Annotated in this window: 16 protein-coding genes; 5 read left to right on the top strand and 11 right to left on the bottom strand. The window is 39.9% G+C overall.

From position 1 onward, the window contains the following. Positions 1-149: 149 nt before the first annotated feature. Together ACLR96_RS00925 and ACLR96_RS00920 are read left to right on the top strand one after the other, a co-directional pair. Positions 150-1,130, top strand: coding sequence for a ribonuclease H-like domain-containing protein (locus ACLR96_RS00925; protein ID WP_177268910.1), 981 nt, complete (start codon positions 150-152; stop codon positions 1,128-1,130). A 14-nt stretch (positions 1,131-1,144) separates the two neighbouring features. Continuing rightward, positions 1,145-2,422: a glutamate-5-semialdehyde dehydrogenase gene (locus tag ACLR96_RS00920; protein ID WP_177268947.1), complete on the top strand. Its 1,278-nt coding sequence runs from the start codon at positions 1,145-1,147 to the stop codon at positions 2,420-2,422. Between the two features lie 86 nt (positions 2,423-2,508). Here ACLR96_RS00920 and ACLR96_RS00915 read toward each other — a convergent pair whose 3' ends face one another. From ACLR96_RS00915 to ACLR96_RS00905, 3 genes are read right to left on the bottom strand one after another with little or no spacing between them, the layout of a single operon-like run. Further along, positions 2,509-2,922 carry a DUF3842 family protein gene (locus ACLR96_RS00915; RefSeq protein ID WP_177267595.1) on the bottom strand — a complete coding sequence of 138 codons (414 nt, stop codon included), beginning with the start codon at positions 2,920-2,922 and terminating at the stop codon, positions 2,509-2,511. A gap of 32 nt (positions 2,923-2,954) precedes the next feature. Continuing rightward, positions 2,955-3,482, bottom strand: a complete 528-nt coding sequence (locus ACLR96_RS00910) for an FmdE family protein (protein WP_177267594.1) — start codon at positions 3,480-3,482, stop codon at positions 2,955-2,957. A gap of 1 nt (position 3,483) precedes the next feature. Continuing rightward, on the bottom strand, positions 3,484-4,566 hold the full coding sequence (locus ACLR96_RS00905; RefSeq protein ID WP_177267593.1) for a PTS transporter subunit IIC: 1,083 nt from the start codon (positions 4,564-4,566) through the stop codon (positions 3,484-3,486). A 211-nt stretch (positions 4,567-4,777) separates the two neighbouring features. Between ACLR96_RS00905 and ACLR96_RS00900 the strand changes: the two genes are divergently transcribed. Beyond that, the gene (locus ACLR96_RS00900) at positions 4,778-5,329 is read left to right on the top strand and encodes a 3H domain-containing protein (protein ID WP_177267592.1); all 552 of its coding nucleotides are present in this window, start codon (positions 4,778-4,780) and stop codon (positions 5,327-5,329) included. On the opposite strand, the gene ACLR96_RS00895 is transcribed toward ACLR96_RS00900, so the two are convergent. From ACLR96_RS00895 to ACLR96_RS00875, 5 genes are all read right to left on the bottom strand, one after another. Continuing rightward, positions 5,319-6,653, bottom strand: coding sequence for an MATE family efflux transporter (locus ACLR96_RS00895; protein WP_177267591.1), 1,335 nt, complete (start codon positions 6,651-6,653; stop codon positions 5,319-5,321). The two genes, ACLR96_RS00900 and ACLR96_RS00895, sit on opposite strands and share 11 nt — an antisense overlap. An 88-nt stretch (positions 6,654-6,741) precedes the next feature. Further along, on the bottom strand, positions 6,742-8,097 hold the full coding sequence (locus ACLR96_RS00890) for an aspartate aminotransferase family protein (protein WP_177267590.1): 1,356 nt from the start codon (positions 8,095-8,097) through the stop codon (positions 6,742-6,744). A gap of 32 nt (positions 8,098-8,129) precedes the next feature. Then, positions 8,130-9,920 carry a sigma 54-interacting transcriptional regulator gene (locus ACLR96_RS00885; RefSeq protein ID WP_177267589.1) on the bottom strand — a complete coding sequence of 597 codons (1,791 nt, stop codon included), beginning with the start codon at positions 9,918-9,920 and terminating at the stop codon, positions 8,130-8,132. A 113-nt stretch (positions 9,921-10,033) separates the two neighbouring features. Beyond that, the gene (locus ACLR96_RS00880; RefSeq protein WP_177267588.1) at positions 10,034-11,710 is read right to left on the bottom strand and encodes an MBL fold metallo-hydrolase RNA specificity domain-containing protein; all 1,677 of its coding nucleotides are present in this window, start codon (positions 11,708-11,710) and stop codon (positions 10,034-10,036) included. 109 nt (positions 11,711-11,819) lie between these two features. Continuing rightward, the gene (locus tag ACLR96_RS00875; RefSeq protein ID WP_177267587.1) at positions 11,820-13,718 is read right to left on the bottom strand and encodes a helix-turn-helix domain-containing protein; all 1,899 of its coding nucleotides are present in this window, start codon (positions 13,716-13,718) and stop codon (positions 11,820-11,822) included. 181 nt (positions 13,719-13,899) lie between these two features. On the opposite strand from ACLR96_RS00875, the gene ACLR96_RS00870 reads away from it, so the two are divergent. Continuing rightward, on the top strand, positions 13,900-15,393 hold the full coding sequence (locus tag ACLR96_RS00870) for a carboxylesterase/lipase family protein (RefSeq protein WP_177267586.1): 1,494 nt from the start codon (positions 13,900-13,902) through the stop codon (positions 15,391-15,393). A 53-nt stretch (positions 15,394-15,446) separates the two neighbouring features. After that, positions 15,447-16,886 carry an MFS transporter gene (locus tag ACLR96_RS00865; RefSeq protein WP_177267585.1) on the top strand — a complete coding sequence of 480 codons (1,440 nt, stop codon included), beginning with the start codon at positions 15,447-15,449 and terminating at the stop codon, positions 16,884-16,886. Between the two features lie 158 nt (positions 16,887-17,044). Here the strand turns inward: ACLR96_RS00865 and ACLR96_RS00860 are convergent, their stop codons facing one another. The 3 genes from ACLR96_RS00860 to hisD all read right to left on the bottom strand — a co-directional run bounded on the left by ACLR96_RS00860 (position 17,045) and on the right by hisD (position 21,770). Further along, positions 17,045-19,609: an Ig-like domain-containing protein gene (locus ACLR96_RS00860; protein WP_177267584.1), complete on the bottom strand. Its 2,565-nt coding sequence runs from the start codon at positions 19,607-19,609 to the stop codon at positions 17,045-17,047. A gap of 521 nt (positions 19,610-20,130) precedes the next feature. Beyond that, positions 20,131-20,430, bottom strand: coding sequence for a DUF4491 family protein (locus tag ACLR96_RS00855; protein WP_177267583.1), 300 nt, complete (start codon positions 20,428-20,430; stop codon positions 20,131-20,133). A 65-nt stretch (positions 20,431-20,495) separates the two neighbouring features. Continuing rightward, positions 20,496-21,770 (bottom strand): histidinol dehydrogenase, encoded by a 1,275-nt coding sequence (gene hisD, locus ACLR96_RS00850; protein ID WP_187525263.1) that lies wholly within the window; start codon positions 21,768-21,770, stop codon positions 20,496-20,498. Positions 21,771-21,799 lie beyond the last annotated feature (29 nt).

The following is a 21,799-nucleotide window of genomic DNA, read 5'->3' as shown; positions in this document are numbered from 1 at the left end:
CCCCTGATAGCCTCATTAATCTCTAATCCCAATACCCCTTTTAACAAGAGAGACCTGTTAGGTCTCTTTTGTTTTTATTATCTGTGATGACTTGATTACGTCATTTTCACTTTATTTTATCCCTGTCCCTTGCTATAATACTAATTACTATGAAACATTTAACCGTAAAATACAATGAACCTATTTATACCAGCAGTATACTTGATTTTTATTTCCGCGATGTGCGTGCAGGAGTCTTGGATATAGAGACTACAGGGCTGAATTCGTCACGAAACAAATTCATACTGGGAGGACTTCTGGATTTTCAAAATAAAACACTTCATCAGTTCTTTGCAGAAAACAGGAATGAAGAAATTCTGGCTCTTGAGAAGTTTGCCGAGGAAGTATCAAAGCTTGACATGGTGATCACATATAACGGAAAACATTTTGACATGCCATTCATCAACAAACGGTTAAGAATGTTTTCCATGAAAAACTGCACACCTTATAATCTTGACCTCTACCTTGTTTTGAACGGCCATTCCCCAATAAAAAAATTCATTCCCAATCTTAAACAAAAGACTGTGGAAAATTACATGGGACTGTGGCAGAACAGGTCAGACGAGATTTCAGGTGGGGAAAGTGTGGAGCTTTACAATAGCTATGAAAAAACAGGAAATAAGCAGCTTGGTGATAAAATATTGCTTCATAACAGCGATGATGTACTTCAGCTTACAAGACTTCTCAAGGTTATCAGCAAAGCGGATTTTCATAAAGCTATGTTTCATTTAGGATTTCCGGCCGGTCCTTTTACTGTGGAAAAAATCAGAATCGACAGTGATTCCATATCAGTTTCAGGAACTCAAAGAAAATTTAATATGGATTATATGGGATTTTCATTCGGAGATTATCCGGCAGAAATTCGCCTCACCGGAAAAACATCTGATTTTTGCATGAAGCTTCCGATAATACGAGACTCCGGACTTGCTATAATAGATTTGGAGTCTGTCGGAATTTCCTGCGAACCATTCAGCATTTATCCTTCATACAGCAGTGGTTTTTTAGTATTGGAGGATCACAACAAAAAAAACTATATGGAAATAAACCATTTTATAAAAGATTTTATCCGATTGTTTATGGAGAATTTATGAGAAAGGACATTTATATGGATTTTATCGACAGTATTAAAAAAGTTAAAGAAGACAGTTTCGCTATGGCTTCCCTATCGGAAGATGTGAGAAACAATGCACTTGAAGCAGTCACAAAAGCGCTGAATGAAAACAAGGCTGCTATATTTGACGCTAATAATCGCGACCTGGAAGCTGCCAAGGAAAGCTCTCTTGCAGATCCCATCATAAACAGGCTTAAATTTGACGATCATAAGCTTTCCACATGCATATCAGGAATATATGATCTTATCGATCTCGATGACCCTCTTTTCAAAGAACTTTTAAAACGTGAGCTTGACAAGGATCTTGTTCTGACAAAAACAACATGCCCTATAGGTGTTATCGGAGTGATATTTGAATCCAGACCTGATGCTCTCGTTCAAATAGCAGCTCTCTGCATCAAAAGCGGAAACTGTATAATACTGAAGGGCGGAAGTGAAGCAAAAAACACAAACAAAGCGTTATTTGACGTAATCTACAAAGCTTGTGTCGCTGCAGGACTTCCTCAGCATTTTGCCGTACTCATAGAGGACAGAGCGGAAATCAATGAACTCTTAAAGTGTCACGATTACGTGGACCTTCTTATCCCAAGAGGTTCAAACCAGTTTGTTCAGTATATAATGGACAATTCCAAAATACCTGTCATGGGTCATGCAGATGGTATTTGTCACATCTATGTTGATGGGGCCGCCAACGTTGAAAAAGCTGTTCCCATAATTATTGATTCCAAGACTCAATATGTAGCGGCATGCAACGCAGCGGAAACATTGCTTGTACATAAAGACATAGCCGATGTCCTTCTTCCGCTCCTTTCAGATGCTTCCGGAAACAATATAAAGTACAAATGTGACGCAAGATCAATGGGAATGATTTCATGTGAACCGGCTACAGAAGAAGATTTTAAAACAGAATATCTCGATTATATCCTTTCGGTAAAAATAGTGGATAATATAGATGACGCCATAAACCATATAAACAAATACGGTTCCCACCATACTGACTGCATTATAACAGAAGATAAAGATTCAGCAGACAAATTCATGTCGCTGGTAGATTCAGCAGGGGTATATCAAAACTGTTCCACAAGATTTGCTGATGGCTTTAGATACGGATTCGGTGCAGAAGTAGGCATCAGTACAGGGAAAATACATGCCAGAGGACCTGTAGGGCTTGACGGACTTGTAACATACAAATACAAGCTTGTTGGCACCGGTCAGATAGTAGCCGACTATGCCAGCGGTAAATCTACATTCAAATTTCATGATCTGATCTGAAAAATATTTTCATACTTATCGATCAAAAATCGGAAAAGCCGGCTTCGCTGATTTGTTTCAGCAGCCGGCTTTTTTAATATTGTCTTCTATAAACTTTTCAAATAGCTGCCCAACGCTTTTACAGCATTATCAACATGCTCTGACACCGACAGCTCCTCTACACTTACTACATGAATGTGACATCTGTTTATAGGCAAAAGTATTTTGTATGTATGACTGCCGCCTATGGCCGATGCCATTGCAGGCGATAATTCTCCCATCATGGAATTGGCGTTAAGTATCCCGATGACACCTATGACAATATCCACATGCTGCATATTATGAATTATAGCATTCTCTCCTGTGGCACCGTCATCCGCACCGGCTCTGAGCATCTGTCCTGTCGCTACAGAATTTGTTCCAAGCGCTATCACATTTATATCGGGAAAAGCCTTCTTTACCCTATCAACTATTGCTCTGCCTATTCCGCCTCCTTGTCCATCCACAACCGCTATGTTCATTCTGCTTTCTCCTCTTCCACTTCCGTGATTTTTTAGTCCCAACCTCTGTCATATCCGCTGTAACAGTCCATACATACAGGAAGACCATCCATAACTCTCATCTTTGTTTCCGCAGCACTCTCCCCGCATACACTGCATTTGACAGATTTTAAAGATAATGCCGGCTCCGGCATATTCATTCTTGGTTTACCGATTTCAAAAATATCTTCAACAGGAGCAGTCAGTACAAACTTTATATACTCACCGCCATGAATTCCTGACTTTTTATCCTTTGCCATCAGCCTGAAACATTCCCCGGTATTTCTTTTAAAAAAATTAAAAGCAAATTTCCCTGTACCTCGGTAGATAAGATTTCCCTTACCTAAAGTACAACCTAATACCGATTGTATCCCATCTACTCCACATGCGTCATTCTCCGTGACACATACTATCTCTTCATCTTCCGCTCTTTCTATTCCAAATCTTTTCTGAGCTTCAATGGCCGCCCGCACACCTAAGGCGAGCCCTCCACACGTATGACCGTGAAAATCTACAGCTTTATCCCAAACATTTTTACTCATATTACAGCTCCAGTTTATAATCTCCGTCTTTTATCTTTCCTGCCCTACGCAGCAATCTGTCTATAACAAAAGACAGTACTGCAGGAAGGGCGATCTGCAGCAGCATCACCTTCCACAGGGTATCAAAAGAAAAGCCCATGTCATTAAAAGTTCCTATCTGTCCCACAAGACCCGATGTCCCCATACCGGCTCCTACAGCTATATTTGTCATCTTAAACACACAAGTAGACAGCGGCCCTATTATAGCTCCCGCTAATGTAGCCGGAACCAGTATCCATGGATTTTTTATGATGTTGGACACCTGAAGCATAGAAGTGCCAAGTCCCTGAGCCACCAAACCGCCTACACCGTTTTCCCTGTAGCTTGCCACAGCAAAACCTATCATCTGAGCGCAGCAGCCTACTGTGGCAGCTCCTGCCGCAAGCCCACTCAAATCAAGCATTATACACAATGCTGCACTGGAAATAGGCGCAGTAAGAACAAGACCAACTATAACGGATATAACTATACCAAACACAAACGGCTGCCATTCTGTGGCGGTCATAATAAGATCACCAAGCCTCATCATACACCAGCCTATAGCCGGTCCGGCAAGCTTTGCTACTATAGCCCCTGCTGTTAATGTTACAGCAGGAGTAACCAATATGTCAACTTTTGTTTCTTTCGAAACCATCTTTCCCAGTTCTGCTCCTACGGCAACTGCCAGAAACGCTCCTGCAGGCCCGCCTGACACTTCAATACCGAATCCCAGCATATTCGCTCCCATCATACCTGTCACCACACTGGTAAACAGAACAAGTGGAGGAGCTTTCAAACTCCATGCTACAGCCACTCCTATGGCAGCTCCCATATAAGCTTTTGCCTGTCCTCCTACCTCCACGAAAAATGAAGATATGACATTATCCCCGAAAAGATTTGCCGTCTGTACACCGATAGTATCAAAAATAACTCCTATAAGCAAAGACCCGAACAATCCGAGCGCCATTGCCGACAGTGCATCCTGTAAATACCGCTTTACGGAAATCTCAATGTTCTTGCGTTTAAAAAAACTTTCTTTCGTCTGTACTGTTTCTTTCCCTTTCATATCATCTGCGCCCCTGCCGGCTCCTATCTGCCGAAAAAGGCACACTCCTTTCTCAAATATAAACGAATTTTAACCTACCGTCTGATTGTACCAGAGTGTATATACATATATCAAGATACTTATATATATTATTTGATTGAAAATTAATGGTGTGATATTATGATATGAGAATCATTACTTACCAACATCCATAAAGGAGGTCTCTGTAACTATGAAGAATACAAGTACACAAAAAGAATGGTCAGCTTTTGACCGGAGAAATCATATAAAAAATACTCTCGAAAATTCTTCAAAACCTGTCACGGCTGCCCGGTTTGCCGGAGAGCTTTCCGTAAGCAGGCAGATAATAGTAAGTGATGTTGCGATACTGAGAGCTTCAGGATTAGATATCCTTGCCACACCAAAAGGATATATACTCAACAGCCTTGACGGTTCTGACAATTTTCCTTTCACCGGCATTATAGCATGCAGACATTCATCAAAGCAGCTTCAGGATGAGCTCTATACCATCGTCGACTTCGGTGCCACTGTTATAGACGTATCCATAGAACATGCCATATATGGTGAACTTTCAGCAAAGCTTGGACTGTCATCAAGATATGATGTGGATCAGTTCATATCAAAAGTAAGCAGTGATAAAAATTCTGCTCCTATAAGTTCTCTTACAGATGGGGTCCATCTCCACACAATAGGTTGCCGTGATAAAGAAACTTTCCTGCTTATCAAAAAATCTCTCTGTGACAAAGGCATAATTATAAAATGATTTTCTCTTTTATCTTTTTGTAATAAAACACACCTATAAAATCAGCAAGAAGCCAGCCTGCAGGTACTGACCACCATATACCATTTACTCCTATAAAAGGTACGGATGAAAGAACATATGCCAGACATACTCTCGTACCCAAAGATAAAACCGTCAGTATCAGTGACATCCCGGGCCTGTTGAATGCTCTGTATAAACCATACAAAATAAATAATCCTCCTATACCGAAGTAAAATATACTTATAATATGAAGATAAGAAATTCCCACAGCTAAAATCGCTGTCTCATCCGAATGAATAAACAACAAAAGAAGCTGTTTTGCAAATGAAAAAACAAGAATAGAAATAACAGCAGAAAAAATCAGCATACTTATAACAGCAGAACGTATTCCCTTTTCAATACGTTCTTTTTTACGCGCGCCATAATTCTGTGCCGCAAATGTGGAAAAAGAATTTCCGAAATCCTGAAGCGGCATATATGCAAAAGCATCTATTTTAGTAGCTGCTGCAAATGCTGCCATGACAACAGCGCCAAAACTGTTTACAAGCCCCTGTACCATCAATATCCCCAGATTCATGACTGACTGCTGCATACAAGTCAGAAAAGAGGCACCCATTATTTCATTAAGTCCTATCCATGTTATACGCATATGCCTGCGTGCCGGGCGCAGCTGAGGGCACTTTACCAATGTATAGATCATGCTTCCTATCCCTGAAAACCACTGCGAAATTATAGTAGCTAAAGCTGCACCTTCTACACCCCACTCAGCCACCAGTACGAATATAAGATCCAAAATAATATTCATGACAGCCGAAATGCCAAGAAATACCAGAGGTGTCACTGAATTTCCCACAGCCCTGAGCAAAGATGCGAAAAAATTATAAAGAAAAGTGGCGAATATTCCGCAAAACATCACCATTAAATAATTTCTCATCAAATCATAAACCTCTTCAGGTACCGAGAGCATCTTCATCACAGGATCTATAAAGGCCATTACTGCAATATTCAAAAGCACAGAAAAACATGCGATCATCACAAAAGCAGTAAATATATTTCCTTTCATGTGATCCAATCGCTTCTCACCATATCTTATAGAAAAAATCGCTCCGCAGCCCATGCACATTCCCAAAAGTATAGACGTTATAAAAGTGACCAGCGTATATGATGATCCAACTGCCGCTAAAGCATCAGAACCTAAAAAACGCCCTACGATCAGTGTATCTACTACATTATAAAGCTGCTGGAGCAGATTCCCACATATCATGGGGAATGCAAAAGCTAATATTCCTTTTGTGACTGAACCTTTTGTCAAATCTATCTGCATATTATCTCCTGATGATTCTTTTTCATAAAAAAATAACGGCGCACAAACCCGCGCCGTTATTTAACTACTTTAATACATGCGCACAATCTTATTTTGCACAAGTCTTGATAGCGTTTTCTAAGATTTCCAAACCAGCATCAAGCTGAGCATCAGTAACGCACAGAGGGCAGAGGAATCTGATAACGTTTCCATATGTTCCTGCTGCTTCAAGCATAAGACCCTTGCCCATAGCTTCCTGAACGATAGCATTTACAAGAGCTGCATCCGGTTCTTTTGAAGTCTTGTCTTTAACAAACTCGATACCCATCATAGCGCCCAGACCTCTTACATCTCCCACGCACTCATACTTATCCTGCCAGCCTTTGAAAGCTTTCATGGCCACATCAGCTATGTGCATAGCTTTTGCAGGATAATCATCTCTTTCCATAACTTCTATTACTTTAAGAGCTGAAGCTGCTGATACAGCATTTGCGCCAAATGTTCCGCCGATTGTTCCCCCTGTTACAGCATCCATAACTTCTGCTCTTGCAGTTACCGCTGATAACGGCAATCCTGCAGCAATGGATTTAGCTGTGGACAAAATATCAGGAGCACATCCTGCATCTGCAAAATACTGTGAAGCAAACATTTTACCACTTCTTGCCCATCCACACTGAACTTCATCGCAGATCATCATGATTCCATGCTCGTCACAGATCTTTCTGACAGCTTTTACCCATTCGATAGGAGCCGGAACAAATCCGCCTTCACCTTGTACAGGCTCGAATACGATAGCAGCGCATGAATCATATGGAGTAGCTTCTATGAACACTTCTTCCAGCTTTTTCACATAATAGTCTATAGCTTCTTTTTCGCTCATATTGCCAGGAGCTCTGTAAAGGTTAGGGAACTCTGCTCTGTATACACCGTCAGGGAAAGGACCCATGCCTACCGCATAAGCCTTTTTAGCGGTCATAGTCATTGTAAGAGAAGTTCTTCCGTGGAAAGCGCCTGTAAATACTATGATATTAGGCCTTCCTGTATAGCTTCTTGCGATCTTAACGGCATTTTCATCTGCTTCGGAACCTGAGCACACGAACATAGTCTTTTTCTTATCTCCTTTTACAGGAACGATTCTGTTCATTTCTTCCGCAAGTTTCACATAGCCTTCGTGAGTTGTAATGTTGAACATTGAGTGGAAAAATTTATCAGCCTGTTCTTTAACCGCTTCAATGCATTCAGGATTGCTGTATCCTATATTGAGTACACCGACACCGCCGATCCAGTCGAGGAAAATATTTCCGTCAACGTCTTCAAACATAGCTCCCTCGCCTCTTTCGATAACTGCTTTGTAAGCAGTTCCGATTCCGTTTGGAACAGCAGCAGCCCTTCTGTCCAGTACAGCCTTAGCCTTAGGTCCAGGTAATGTTCCGGTAACGATTTTAGGTAATGCTTCTCTTAACATAACAAACCTCCATAATAAAATATTTATAAAAATTAATTTATACCTAATTCAGAGAGCTTCCTGTAAAGTGTTGCTCTCGACAGTCCCAACTCCTTCGCAACAGTATCTTTAATACCGTTATGCTGTTTCAGTTTTTTTCTAATTATTTCTTTTTCGTAAAGTTTCACCTGCTCGGCAAGAGGTCTGTCCAGATTCTTAAATTTGACCATCTCTTCCTCTTTTTTCAAAATACGTGCGGGAACTTCCTCCATGGTTATTACATTTCCAAAAGCCATGTTCGTACCGTATTCAACAGCATTCTCAAGTTCTCTCACATTTCCGGGCCAATCGTGATTAGTATAAAGTTCTTCTACCTCAGGAGAAAAACGCTCTATCTTTTTATTCATAAAACTATTATATTTTCTAAGGAAATGATACATAAGCAGTTTTATATCGTCTTTTCTCTCTCTCAGCGGCGGTATAGAAAGCGGTATAACGCTAAGCCTGTAATAAAGGTCTTCTCTGAAACGATCTTCTTCAATAAGCTTTTCAAGATCCTTATTGGTAGCAGCAATTACCCTCACATCCACAATTATGCTCTTGCTTCCTCCTACTCTGTCAAATCTCATGTTCTGAAGAACATGGAGAATCTTGACCTGAAGATGAAGGGGCATATCACCGATTTCATCGAGGAAAATGGTGCCACCGTCAGCAAGCTCGAATTTACCTTCCTTACCCTTTTCACTAGCCCCTGTGAAAGCTCCTTTCTCATATCCGAAAAGTTCGCTTTCCAGCAGATTCTCAGGAATAGCTCCGCAATTCACCGTTATAAAAGGCTTATCTTCTCTCGGACTTGCGTAATGAATAGCTTTAGCGAACATTTCTTTTCCCGTGCCGCTCTCACCTGTTATGAGAACGGTGGAATTGCTTCTCGCTGTTATCAGAGCCTGCTGTTTGGCTCTCATTATCTTGTCACTGCTGCCGATTATATCGTCTACTGTGTTTTTTATCTTTCGTGTATTGAAATTGTAAACCAGCTTCTGTGCTTCCTCTATATCTCTGAAGGAGATCACTACTCCATCTATGTCATCGCTTGACATAAAAGGCTTCACTGTTACTATGAAATGATGCTGCTTTCCGTCGACTTTAAAGATTTCTTCATTTTCAGTATATCCGGTTCCTGTATCAAGAACTTTTATAGCAGGGCTTCCAGGCATAATATTGCTTATGTGTTTGCCTATAAGGTCTCCCTTATTTGTCCCGAACAGCCCCGCAGCTCTGTTGTTACAGTGCTTGACATAGCCCTTTTGATCAAGCGCGAATATACCTTCGTGAGCAGTCTCCAATACTATAGACATTTCATCTCTTGAAACCTCGACATTTTCCAAAGTTTCCTGCTGGTCCGCCTTTGCCGACAGCAGATCTGCCATCTTTTCAACAAACACGGTCATGCTTTCCCTCTTATCGAGAAGGAGATGTTTTTGCTCATCAGTAAATGCCACAAGCCCGATTATTCCTATGATCTCGCCTTTCAAAACTATGGGAGTACATATCTCTGCAAGCTCTCCAAGTCTCGTATTGCCTACAATAGGCCTGTCATAATCTTTGCAGTTCTGAGCATCCTCTACATACTGCGTCTTACCTGTTCTCAGAACTCTTGCATAAAGGTAGTTTCCTTCAAGATTTCCATCTTCTTCCTTCTTGCCTATCCTCCTGTGATAATAACCGGTACCGCCCAGTATTCTCAGTTTGTTGTCCACTATTTCAACTTCAAGACCGACAGCGATGCTGATGGCCTCTGCAACCTGTTGTACACTTTCTTTAATGCCGCTTAAAACAGACATTCTTATCACCTTTATCAAATATAATATCTACTAAATACCTATTTCTATTTTACCACATGCACAACATGTTTTTAAAAGTTTTTTCCTGCTTTTAATACTTTTATAGCTGTTATTTAAATATCATTTTGCTGTGTTTTATCCCTGCCTTCTCCGTCACTGACTTCAGCGCCCAGATTCATAGTTGATTTTTCCAGCTCAAGTACCATATTATTAATCTTAGACAGTTTTTCAGGAGAAATATCCTGCCCTACAGCCAGTTTGGTATTATACAATATATCTTCTATTCTTCGGTGTATATCAAACAGATTAGCTCTCAGACTGTTTAACACTTCCTCATCCACTTCCTCTTTCATGGCCTGCTCCATATTGACAAGTTCATCCTTTTCAAGAACAAATTCAGAATTCCCTCTGACCACTATAGGATGATATCCCAACTCAGCTTCAACGGTCTGTGCGAAATCTTCCTTTGCCTCAGGTTCACCGTGAACAAGGAAAATATGCTTCGGCTCAGCCTTAAATCCTTTAAGCCATTCCAGAAGACCGTCTCTGTCAGCATGTCCCGAAAAACCCTCAAGATTATATATGTTGGCATTTACCTTTACCTTTTCACCAAAAAGCGTAACTTCCTCCGCACCGTCCAGTATCATCTTTCCGAGGGTTCCTTCAGCCTGATACCCCACGAAAACTATGCTGGATTTTCTGTTCCAGAGGTTATGCTTAAGGTGATGTCTTATCCTTCCTGCATCACACATACCGCTGGCGGAAATTATCACTTTAGGCTCCGGATCAGTATTAAGCCATATTGACTCTTCACTCGTTCTTGTAAATCTGAGGTTCTTAAAATCCAGAGGATTATCTCCCTTTGTTATAAATTCCTTCGTTTCTTCATCAAATACCTGCGCGTTGCGTTTAAAAACTTCTGTCGCGGTAGTTGCCATAGGGCTGTCCACATATACCATTATATTGTCAAAGTCCCTGCGGTATTCATTATCTGTTTCATACACCCGATTTAATTCATATATAAGCTCCTGAGTCCTTCCTACGGCGAAAGAAGGTATAACCGTTGTGCCGCCCTTTGCCGCCGTGTCCCGGATTATATCCATAAGTGCCTTGACATCCATAGAATTGGCCGGGTGCAATCTGTTGCCGTATGTCGTTTCCATGATAACATAGTCGGCTTTCTTTATGATGGTCGGGTTCCTTAAAATAGGCCTGTCCATTACTCCCAAATCCCCTGAAAACACTATCTTTGACACGTTATCATTTTCCGTTACCCAAAGCTCTGTTATGGCTGAGCCCAGAATATGTCCAGCATCATTGAAAACAATCTTCATTTCCTCATTAAGCTCCACCAGCTGATCGTAAAGCACAGGCTCTACATATTTAAGAGAATCCGCTGCATCATTATATGTGTACAAAGGTTCCACCAGAGCTCTCCCTGCTCTTTCGTTTTTTTTGTTTTTCCATTCGGCCTCTCTTTCATGAATATAACCGCTGTCCTTAAGCATAACATCTAAAAGATCTGCTGTAGCGTCGGTACAATATATCTTCCCCTTGAATCCTCTCTTTACCAAAAGCGGAATCCTTCCGCAGTGATCTATATGAGCATGACTTAAAATCATGTAATCTATCTGGGCAGGATCAAAAGGAAATTCCTCGTAATTCAAAGCCTCCTGAGCCTTTCCGCCCTGAAACTGTCCGCAGTCCAGTAATATCTTATGATTCTCTGTGGTTATAAGATGACAGGACCCTGTAACGCCTGTCGAAGCTCCGCAAAATTGTATTTTCATATCTGCTCCTTTCACCTGAAACAAGTGGCTTAGCCTAATTTTATTATACTACTCTGCTAATGTTATTTACACAAAATACTATTATAAAATCATATTTTTCTATAAAATTCTATGCTTTATCATTTTTGCATTCTATCGTAATAAGTGCACATTGCCCCCGATACAGGGGAATGAAAACATCATATTCCGGACATGCAGGTACATATCTTATATCTGCGAGCAGTGATGCAGCCGCTGTTATATATTCCATGGTATCTTCGCTTATAAGTTCCGGTGAATTGATGCTGTGCCAAATGGACTCTTCGCTGATATCGAAATCTTTCAGATGTTTTATTTTTAATATACACCCTCCGTGATTTACCAATTTTAACAAAAACTCACTACATTGTGATTCTGTATCTACTGAATCCCGGATGCTGTAGTATATCATTACATGCATCGAATTCCCTTCTCTGGTGACAATACAGTTTTCTGCAGCCTCGATAATATGTTCATCCAGCGAGCATACTATTTCATACAGATAATACAGAGGCTTCTTCAGCCCTGCCCTATTAAAAAGCGATTCTATGGATACCGCCCGTATCACATCAGTACCATCCAGCAGATGCCTCATCATATCAGCCGGATTATCACCATGGAGGGAAATAATCTCCACTGATGCAATATTTTCTATACACTTCACACCGATAGAGTATTTTTCCATGCACCAGCTTTCGAAAGACCTTACGGCATCATCAAAAAAGCAAGTATCGTTTCTGTCATCAATTACACATATATCCATATCCAGCATTTGCAGACTTCTCAAAAACTCATGCAGAAAATCAAAACATTTTAAAGCCTCATAGGCATCTAAAAGCTGCTTTACGCTTACAATAATATGAGAAAACCCGAACCGTTCTCTGCAAAAAGACAGATTTGCTCTATATCTTTCCCTCAGACATTCAAACAGGCTTTCTACATAAATATAATTCCATGTTCCTTTAAGCTCTGCATTCTGCGACTTCGAAAAGTCAAGAATATAATTCCTCAGGTTTTTTCTTCCTGCAAGAGTCACCGGATATGTATAGTGTTGTGTGTCGGACAACAATGCCACTATATCTGATACATTGTCAATATGTGTTATATCAGGCTTCATAACTTCGATCGTTCTTGATTTAAAATAATTTCTGACTTCAAACGGAGAATACCCTGTAATATCTTTATAACGTCTTCTAAAAAATGTCGGAGAGGAAAAACCTGATTCAATGGCAACTTCCTCCAGATTCTTGCTAGTATCTGCTATACCCATAAGTGACATTTCCACCCGGAGTCTCGTGATTATATTTTGATATGACTCACCAAGCACTGACGTAAAAAGATGAGATATGTAATATTTGCTCAGATATTCATGTTCCGCAATATCATCCAGAGTAAGCTTTTTCTGATAGTTCTCATACATATATCTCACTATATTACGTATTCTGTTTACCTGTATCGGCTTATCCTTATAAGGGTTGGTAGGCTGAATTTTATTGTCTTTAATATACCAGTATTGAAAACTATTAGTCAGGCACAGCAAAAGGGAAACAAGATTTTCATGAATATTATTGAGTGGATTATGATCTATATCTATATCGAAAAACTGTTTGGAAATATTTCTAAGAAGATTTTTCACATACTCTATCAACTCCGGAACATCATTGTTATAAGTTGTGTTCAAAATAAAAAGAACCTGAGAAAATTCAGCATAATAATCAGAAAAGGCATCGAGATATATATGATATATTTGAACAACATTATCGTCAGAACAATCATGAATATAGTGAAGATTGGCTTCATTTACTATGAAAACATCATCTGCTTTCAAACAGATGTCTTCTGTACTTATATATAGATTTATGCTTCCTTTCAAAACATAAATTATTTCTATATACCCATACTCATGCATATGAAGGGGATATTCATTTATATGAAGTATCTCCACATTCAAAGGGTATTCATTATTACATTTAAGATTCTCTAAATACATATCCATCCCTCATGTCGCTTTTAAAAACAGGGTCGCCTATCGGCTATATCTTGTCATAATATTATAATTTACAAAAAGCAACGCTGCAAGTAAAGAAGCATAAAAAAGCAAAGAATAATCTGAAAATTTAAATTTATTTCAGTTATGCTGTATAAAAATTAATTTATCAGGAGGAAGAACAATGCAAATTAAAACAAAAACAGGAACTGTAATAGGTAAAACGGACCACAACAATATGAGTGAATTTCTGGGGATACCCTATGCACTGCCGCCCGTAGGCGAATTGAGATTCAAAGCCCCCGTTCCCATACCGGAGTCGGATCAGCAAATATTGGCCTATAACTTCGGCCACACAGCAGTACAGGAAATAGATGAGATAGAATCAGCCTCCATTTCTTCTCAGGGACAAAGTGAAGACTGTCTGACACTGAATATATGGAATCATAATATGGCATCCGGAATTCAAAAACCTGTTATGGTATTTATTCACGGCGGCTCATACTCATCAGGTGGTTCCTCTGATCCCCTTTATAATGGATATAATTTTGCTCTAAATCAGGATGTCGTCTTTGTAACACTCAACTACCGTGTAAATTTCTTCGGTTTCATGAATTTTGAGGAATACGGTGGTTCTGAATATAAAACAAGTGGATACAACGGTCTCCTCGATCAAATATGCGCTTTACAATGGATCAAAGAAAATATATCCGCCTTCGGAGGAGATAATGAAAACATCACTATATTGGGTGAATCAGCAGGAGGCGGCTCGGTTTCTCTTCTGATGACAATGCCGAAGGCAAAAGGGCTGTTTCATAAAGTAATCGCCCAAAGCGGATCATTGAACCTTTGTAAAGGAAGCTTTTTAAGCAAACAACATGCCGCTGATTTCGCATCACGTTTAGGCTGTGAGACCATTGATGAGCTTTTAAAAGTACCCACCGAAGAAATAAGAAAAATATATCCGGCGTGGGCAGAAAACTATGGTCCCAAGTACAGCATACTATTTGCTCCGGAAGCAGATAATGAAGATATTCCAAGAGACCCTTTCAAAGAACTTGCCGGCGGCTGCGCTTCAAATATAAAATTGATGCTGGGTACCAATGCAAACGAATTTAATTACTGGAAGCTTTATTTTGACAACTTTGACGATATGGCAATAAAGTTTCTTGAAGACCAGCTCTACATAACAACTCCGCCTCTTATAAACGAAATTGCTGTACGGGAAGAGTTTTTCCGATACAGGCAAAACCATAACATGAAGGAAAATAATATAGCTCTTAATGATGAAATACTGTTCAGGCTCCCTGCTATACATATGGCCGAGAAACAGTCCCGCTACAATGACGTTTACATGTATTACTTTACATGGAAATCAAGAATAAAAGGCTTAGGTGCATGTCATGCTTTAGAGCTCCCTTTCGTATTCGGAAACATGGAAGAGGAAGAAAGTTTCACAGGATTAGATGTGCCTGACAATCTCTCCTCTATGATGCAGGAAGCATGGGCGTCCTTTGCAAAAGCCGGCAAACCTTCTGCAAAAGGTGCACCACAATGGGCAGCCTATAATGACGCTGACAGAAATACCATGATCATAGACAGTCAGTGGACGATGGAAAAAGATCCTGAGGGTGCGTCCAGGTGCATAATAGATAAAATGTTTTCCGATAACCGTTAGGTACACATAAACGTAATATACAATTACTATAGTTTAAAAAGGAGAATCAACTGATGGAAAATGTAAGAATCAATAGAAACAGCGCTCATGTTCCTATATCAGTAAAAATAGGTTACGGTCTGGGCGGTGCAGGGGATTCGATACCTTACAACCTGTTTTTCACTTATTTTCTGTTTTTTTTAACCGATGTTGCCAAAGTTAATCCGGCTATAGCAGGAACAATTTCTTTTATAGCAATCTTATGGGATGCCGTTACTGCTCCCATAGCGGGGTTCTTATCCGACAAATCAAAAAACCCAAGAGGAAGACGTCGTCCGTGGATGTTCAGAAGCATCTGGCCTCTGGCCATTATCGTTTTCCTAATGTTCCTGCCGAATGAGTTTACCGGCCTTGGTCAGAGTATTTACTACCTTCTCATGGCTGTATTGATGTGGACATTCTACACAACTTATTGTGTACCATATGCGGCTCTCGGTGCAGAAGTCACTCACGATTATAACGAAAGAAATACAATGCGTATGATTGTAGGCTTGTTTTCATATCCGTTTGTAGCCCTCTGCAATTCCGGTCCTATGTGGATAATGACAGTCCTCGTTCCTAAAGGAGTAGATATAAAAACATGCTGGTGCATATCCGGCAGTCTTGCCGCAGCAATAATAATACTTTGTTGTCTGATATGCTGGTTCTCAACCAGAGGCCGGGAAGACTCTGCAGCCGATCTCCAAAGAGAGATGGAAAAGCAGGAAAAAAGTCAGGGTTTTATAAATACATACAAAGATATATTTCGTATGAAGGCATACAGAAATCTGATTTTCACAGGGCTGTTTTATATCATCGGGTATACTCTGTTCAGTGGTATCGGAGTATATATGTTCACATACTGCGCTCATATGACAGAAGTACAGCAGGCAGCCTTCTGGAGCATATACACTGTAATCGCATTATGCTGCACGCCAATATCAATAATTATAGCCAATAAGATCGGAAGTAAAAAGAAAACACTTTTTCTTTTCAGTATAATGTTTGTTATAAACTGTGTAGTATTCTATTTCATGGGTCTTTCAAATTTCTCTCAGGTGATTATTAACGGAGCTGTCGTCGCATTGACAACCAGCGCATTTTGGGGACTGTATTACTCAACAGTATATGATTGTGCCGAAATTGATACATTCATAAATGGACATCACAGAGAAGGCAGTATCGTTGCCTGTGCACAATTCGTTCAAAAATTAGGAGGTGCTATCGCCACCAATGCTGTCGGATGGCTTCTGAGCGCTTTCGGATACATCGGTGCAGCACAGCAAACACAAACTTCCGTACACGGAATACTTCTTATAGCTACATTGCTGCCGGCACTATTTATACTAATCAGTATGATAATATTTTCCAAATATCCTGTAAATAAAAAGAACCATGATGCACTACTTGAAGCTCTTGCAAAAAAAGAGGCTGGAGAAAGCTATACAACAAAAGATTTCACAGAAATACTTTAAACCGCTCTTACTTAAATAACATAATACATTAAATTTTTAAAACTTTAACCAATATAAAAAAGTTCCCATTCAAATATAAGATAATTCTATATTAATGGGAACTTTTAAATTCGTTCAAAAAATTTTATTTGTTTTTAATCGAAAGAACCACACATTTATTATACTTTTTTCCTTCTGCTGTAAAGACCTGACGCAACTACGCCCGCTCCCGCTGCAAGAATTAATACTGCCCAAACAATAATATTGCTGTCATCACCTGTCTTCGATGAACCGGTGTCAGTCTTATCACTGACATTCCCATTTTGACCAGGTGTATCATCTTTAATATCATCAACATCTATCCAGCCGCTTCCGCTCTGGTCAATATTCTCTTTGATTTCCTCAGAAGTATATGCAAGTGCATAGGTCGAGAACCTGTCTGTTGTAAAAGTCAGTGTCCCGTCAGCATTTACTTTCGGAGAAATTACTGATGTCTCGATATTTCCGTCTGTATTCTCATGATTCCTTATTATAAAATAGGTTTTCGCAACCTTTTGTACCTCCTCAGGAATTGCAATGGTGAACTCTACAGGACTGTCAAGTTCTGTGATCGTTCCGGCTTTTTTTCCGTCAATCAGTAGATTCACTCCTAAATCAAGATACTGCTCAATCTGAAAATTCACATCGTATTTAGCTGCAAGCTTCTCCACAGCGCTTGTAATATTTTCGAAATCTGCAGGTTTTTTATCAAGCACTTCGGAAGTAATTTTCGTCGTTATAATCTCTCCCTTTTCCACAGCTTCCCTTATAGCTTTTTCTGAAGTCTTATCAATACCGGAAACTGCACCGCCTGCGATTACCTTTTCAACCATAGAGGTCAGCACTTCCTCAGCTTTTTCCGCAGCTTCCTTTGACATACCAGACACAACTTCTTCTACAGTTCCATCCGGAACGGCTGGAGCTTCCGCAGTTACCTCATACACAGTCACTTCGCATTCAGCCTCTTTATTCCCAGCTTTAGCTTTAACCTTCGTGATTCCGTTTGTTATTCCCGTAACCTTTCCATCTTTATCAACTTTAGCTATTTTCTCATCGGCCGATTCCCATGTTACGGTTTTGTCTGTGGCATCATCAGGGGTAACTTTTACGGTCAGAGTTTTTTCTGTTCCCTTTTCAAGATTTAACTTTTCTGCATTAAGAGTTATTCCTTCAACTTCTATCTCACCGACAATCTTTACAGGGGCTATTTCTGCACCTTTCTTTGCAAAAGCTATCTGTCCTCCTGACACCACCTTTGTATCAGGGGTTACCCAAGACCATCCGTCAGATAAATTTATTTCAGATAAATCCGTTCCCGCAGATGCTTTCTGTGTGTCAAAGGAAGGCAATGAAAAGTCTTCCGAAACAGCGCTGCTTATGATATTAATAAGTTTATTATTCTTGTCATAGACAGATACTTTTACCATATTCGCAACTCTTGATGTATTGGATACCTTTGCCTCCTGACCGAAAGTATATATCATGTCATCATCTCTGTGTGTAAGAGTATAATAAGTTTCGCCGTCTACAGTAATAGTATCAAGACTGCCGCTTAATCCCGCAGTCCCCAGTTCCCCGTTCTGGCCGTCATAGAATTTCACCTTTCCCAGACTTGAATAATATGTATCCACGCCGTCGGCCACATCTATTTTCTCACTTATCGAGTGTTTCATGGTACCGTTTGTTTTCCCGCTGCTGAAAAATACATTGCTGTAAACCTCCGCCGATACCACAAAGTAGCCTACCTTATCATTTGCCTGAGACACATTTATCTTGAGATTACCACTATCATTAAGTGAAAAACTATATCCATCAAGCTTTTCAGCTTGTACCAGCTTATCATATCCTGTTACTTTTGCAGCAAGTTCATTTTCCAAAGTCTCCATATCAGAAGCTTTATAGCTTATGCCGCACAATAAATGGGGCTTTGATGATATTCCTATGATCTCTGCCTCAGAAAGATCCATGTTTGATACGGTAATTTCAGAAGTTGCAGTCTCTCCATTTACTCCTAAGACATGCTGCAGTCCGTAATCACTGCCTCCTGCCTGAGCCATGGAACCGTTTCCGTACAATATACCGATATGATCTCCGACATAAGTTCCCTTTACTTTGCAGTTTTCAAAAACATAATTTGACTCTTTAGCCGGCTCATATCCTATGAACAGCCCGTTATATGTAGGAGAAGTCAAGTTCATATCTACAGTAACATTCTTCATAGTTGTATTCCCACCTGCATATACGAGAAGAGGCCCTTCATTATTATTGCTTGATGTCAGTGAAATATCTCCCTTGGCAGTTATACCGTCATATACATAATCACTGCCGCGAAACTGCTCCTCTACCATATAGGAATACTCCGACAGCTCCCATGTATAATTCTTTAACTCGCCTCCATAAAAAGATTTTATAAGAGATCCCGACTTATTATTGGTAATAGTAAATCCTTTGCCATCCAGTTTCCCTTTAAAAGAATTCATTGTATATCCATCTGCAGTAAGCTCGATGTTGTTTCCAAGCTCTGCATAGATATACTTCTGCTTCTGGTCTAAGATTTTAAAATCAGCTTCATTCTTGATAATATACGGATCGGCTTCAGTTCCGCTTCCGCTCACTGTCGCAGCATCTACCTTAAACATCATGCATGGCGCGATAAGTGATAATACCAAGACAAATGCAAGAACCTTGCTTATTATCTTCTTCATACGTCCTCCTGTGAATTATTGATTTATATAAATAAATTTTGTCAGGTTCATTATACCCCCCCTCAGTTTTTTTGCAAGAAAAATTATGCTCTTTTAAAAAACTTCTTTTTACAGAATAGGCAGCTGATTTATTAATTTTTCAAAAGCAACTTTTTCTGCTCTCCCTTAACATCTCAAAATAATATTTTTCAGTATTACAAAAAGATTCCCTGACATTTTTACAGGGAATCCCTACTTTATACTCCTTCACAAGATCTCGCCTTATTAATTTAGCTGTAGTATATCTGATCTCTGCGCACACTTTTTATAATATTTAAAGTCTGTAAATATTTTATCTTTAGTAAGAATCAACTCCTGTATTCTTGGGTTTATACAACATATCCGAGAGCAGCAGTATTAGCGATCCAAATCAAATCGCTCATCACCGACAACAGCTGTCAGAATATTAACAGCGCAAAGACATATAAATATATAATAATACAAAAAACAGCCCGGCGTTTTTTATAAGCAGAGCTGCCCTATCAATATCTGTCATTGTGTCTTCTTCGAGGATTTTCAGGAAACCATCCCTTCTCTACACGTTTTTCCTGTTCAAAAATTTCCTTTATGCTCCACAAGCATGAAATACCGAAAACAGCCAGTATGCCACTCCAAAGATTTACTTTTACAAAAAGTGAGCCGACCAATGCTGCCAATCCCAACAGAAGAAATATAGGCCAAATATTTTTAGAAAAAAAATATTCACATTTTATAACTATAACATGAAAAACACCAATGAGCATAAACGTTGTTACACCAATTATAATCCCAAAAAAATTCATTTTGCTCCGATCCTTAAAAGTTTGTGCTTATTAAAATTTAACAATTTTCCGAAAAAGATGCAGACTCAATGTTTTTCCATTCTTATCTCTGCCGCTCTCGCATGACCTGTAAGGCCCTCACCTCTGGCAAGATTCGAAACAAGCGGAGCTATACTCATCATTGCATCAGCAGTCATACTCTGATATGTGCATATTTTAAGAAACGTTCCGACCCAGACGCCTCCAGTATATCTTGAAGCGCCAAGTGTAGGCAGGGTATGATTAGGACCTGAAGCATAATCACCGAATACTTCGGCAGTATTGCCGCCTATAAACAGCGAGCCGAAATTTCTTAGACTATCAGCCACATAATCTGTCCTGCTTTCAGATACATTGACTTCCAGATGTTCAGGAGCATATTCATTCGCATATTCGATCGCTTCATCTAACGTATCGGCTATAAGAATCTCCCCAAAATCATTCCATGAACTCCTTGCAATCTCTTCGGTATCCAATGTCGGAAGCTGCTTTTCCACAGCATTCCATACAGCCTTCCCCAACATCTCATCAGTAGTCACAAGAATTCCTTTTGCTTCTCTGTCGTGTTCGGACTGCGCCAACAAATCCGCTGCAATTATCTCAGGATCCGCTGTATTATCTGCTATTATCAGCACTTCACTCGGTCCTGCCACAAAATCTATACCCACTTTTCCATAACACTGTCTTTTGGCTTCCGTCACAAAGCTGTTTCCCGGCCCTACTATAAGATCAACAGGCTCTATCTGATCCGTTCCGTATGAAAATGCAGCTACAGCCTGGGCGCCCCCTATGGCATATATTTCATCTATACCTGCAACATCCATCGCTACCAGAGTCTTAGGATGAATACTATCCGTTCCTTTTATAACAGGAGAACATGCTGTCACACGTCTGACTCCTGCCACCTTTGCCGGTATTCCCAGCATAAGTGCTGTAGAATAAAGTGGATATCCTCCTCCCGGAACATAACAGCAGCACGAATCCACAGGGATCACTCTATGACCGAGTATTATTCCTTCAGATGGGGAAAAATTTTTCAAAGATCCTACAGTTCCTTTCTGTGCTTCGGCAAAAGCTCTTATATTGTCCGCAGCTTTTTTTATATCCTCTACTTCACCGGCCGGTACCTTATCGTACGCTTCTTTTATCTCATCGGAAGATATTCTGATAAACTCCCTTTTGCAGCGGTCAAATCTACTGTTATACTCTTTAAGCGCTTTATCTCCGTTTTTTATTACACTGTCTATTATCTTTCCCACTGTTTCTCTCAATCGACTTCTGTCTTCTTCAGATCTCGTCTTTGAAGTCTTTAATTCTATCATTGCTGCATCCCTCCTGTGTTTATCACTTT

Origin of the sequence: Lentihominibacter sp., assembly GCF_046951855.1 — a bacterium.
Classification (GTDB): domain Bacteria; phylum Bacillota; class Clostridia; order Peptostreptococcales; family Anaerovoracaceae; genus Lentihominibacter; species Lentihominibacter hominis.
Note: the sequence above shows the minus strand (reverse complement) of the source record. Positions and strands in the feature narration are given on the sequence as shown.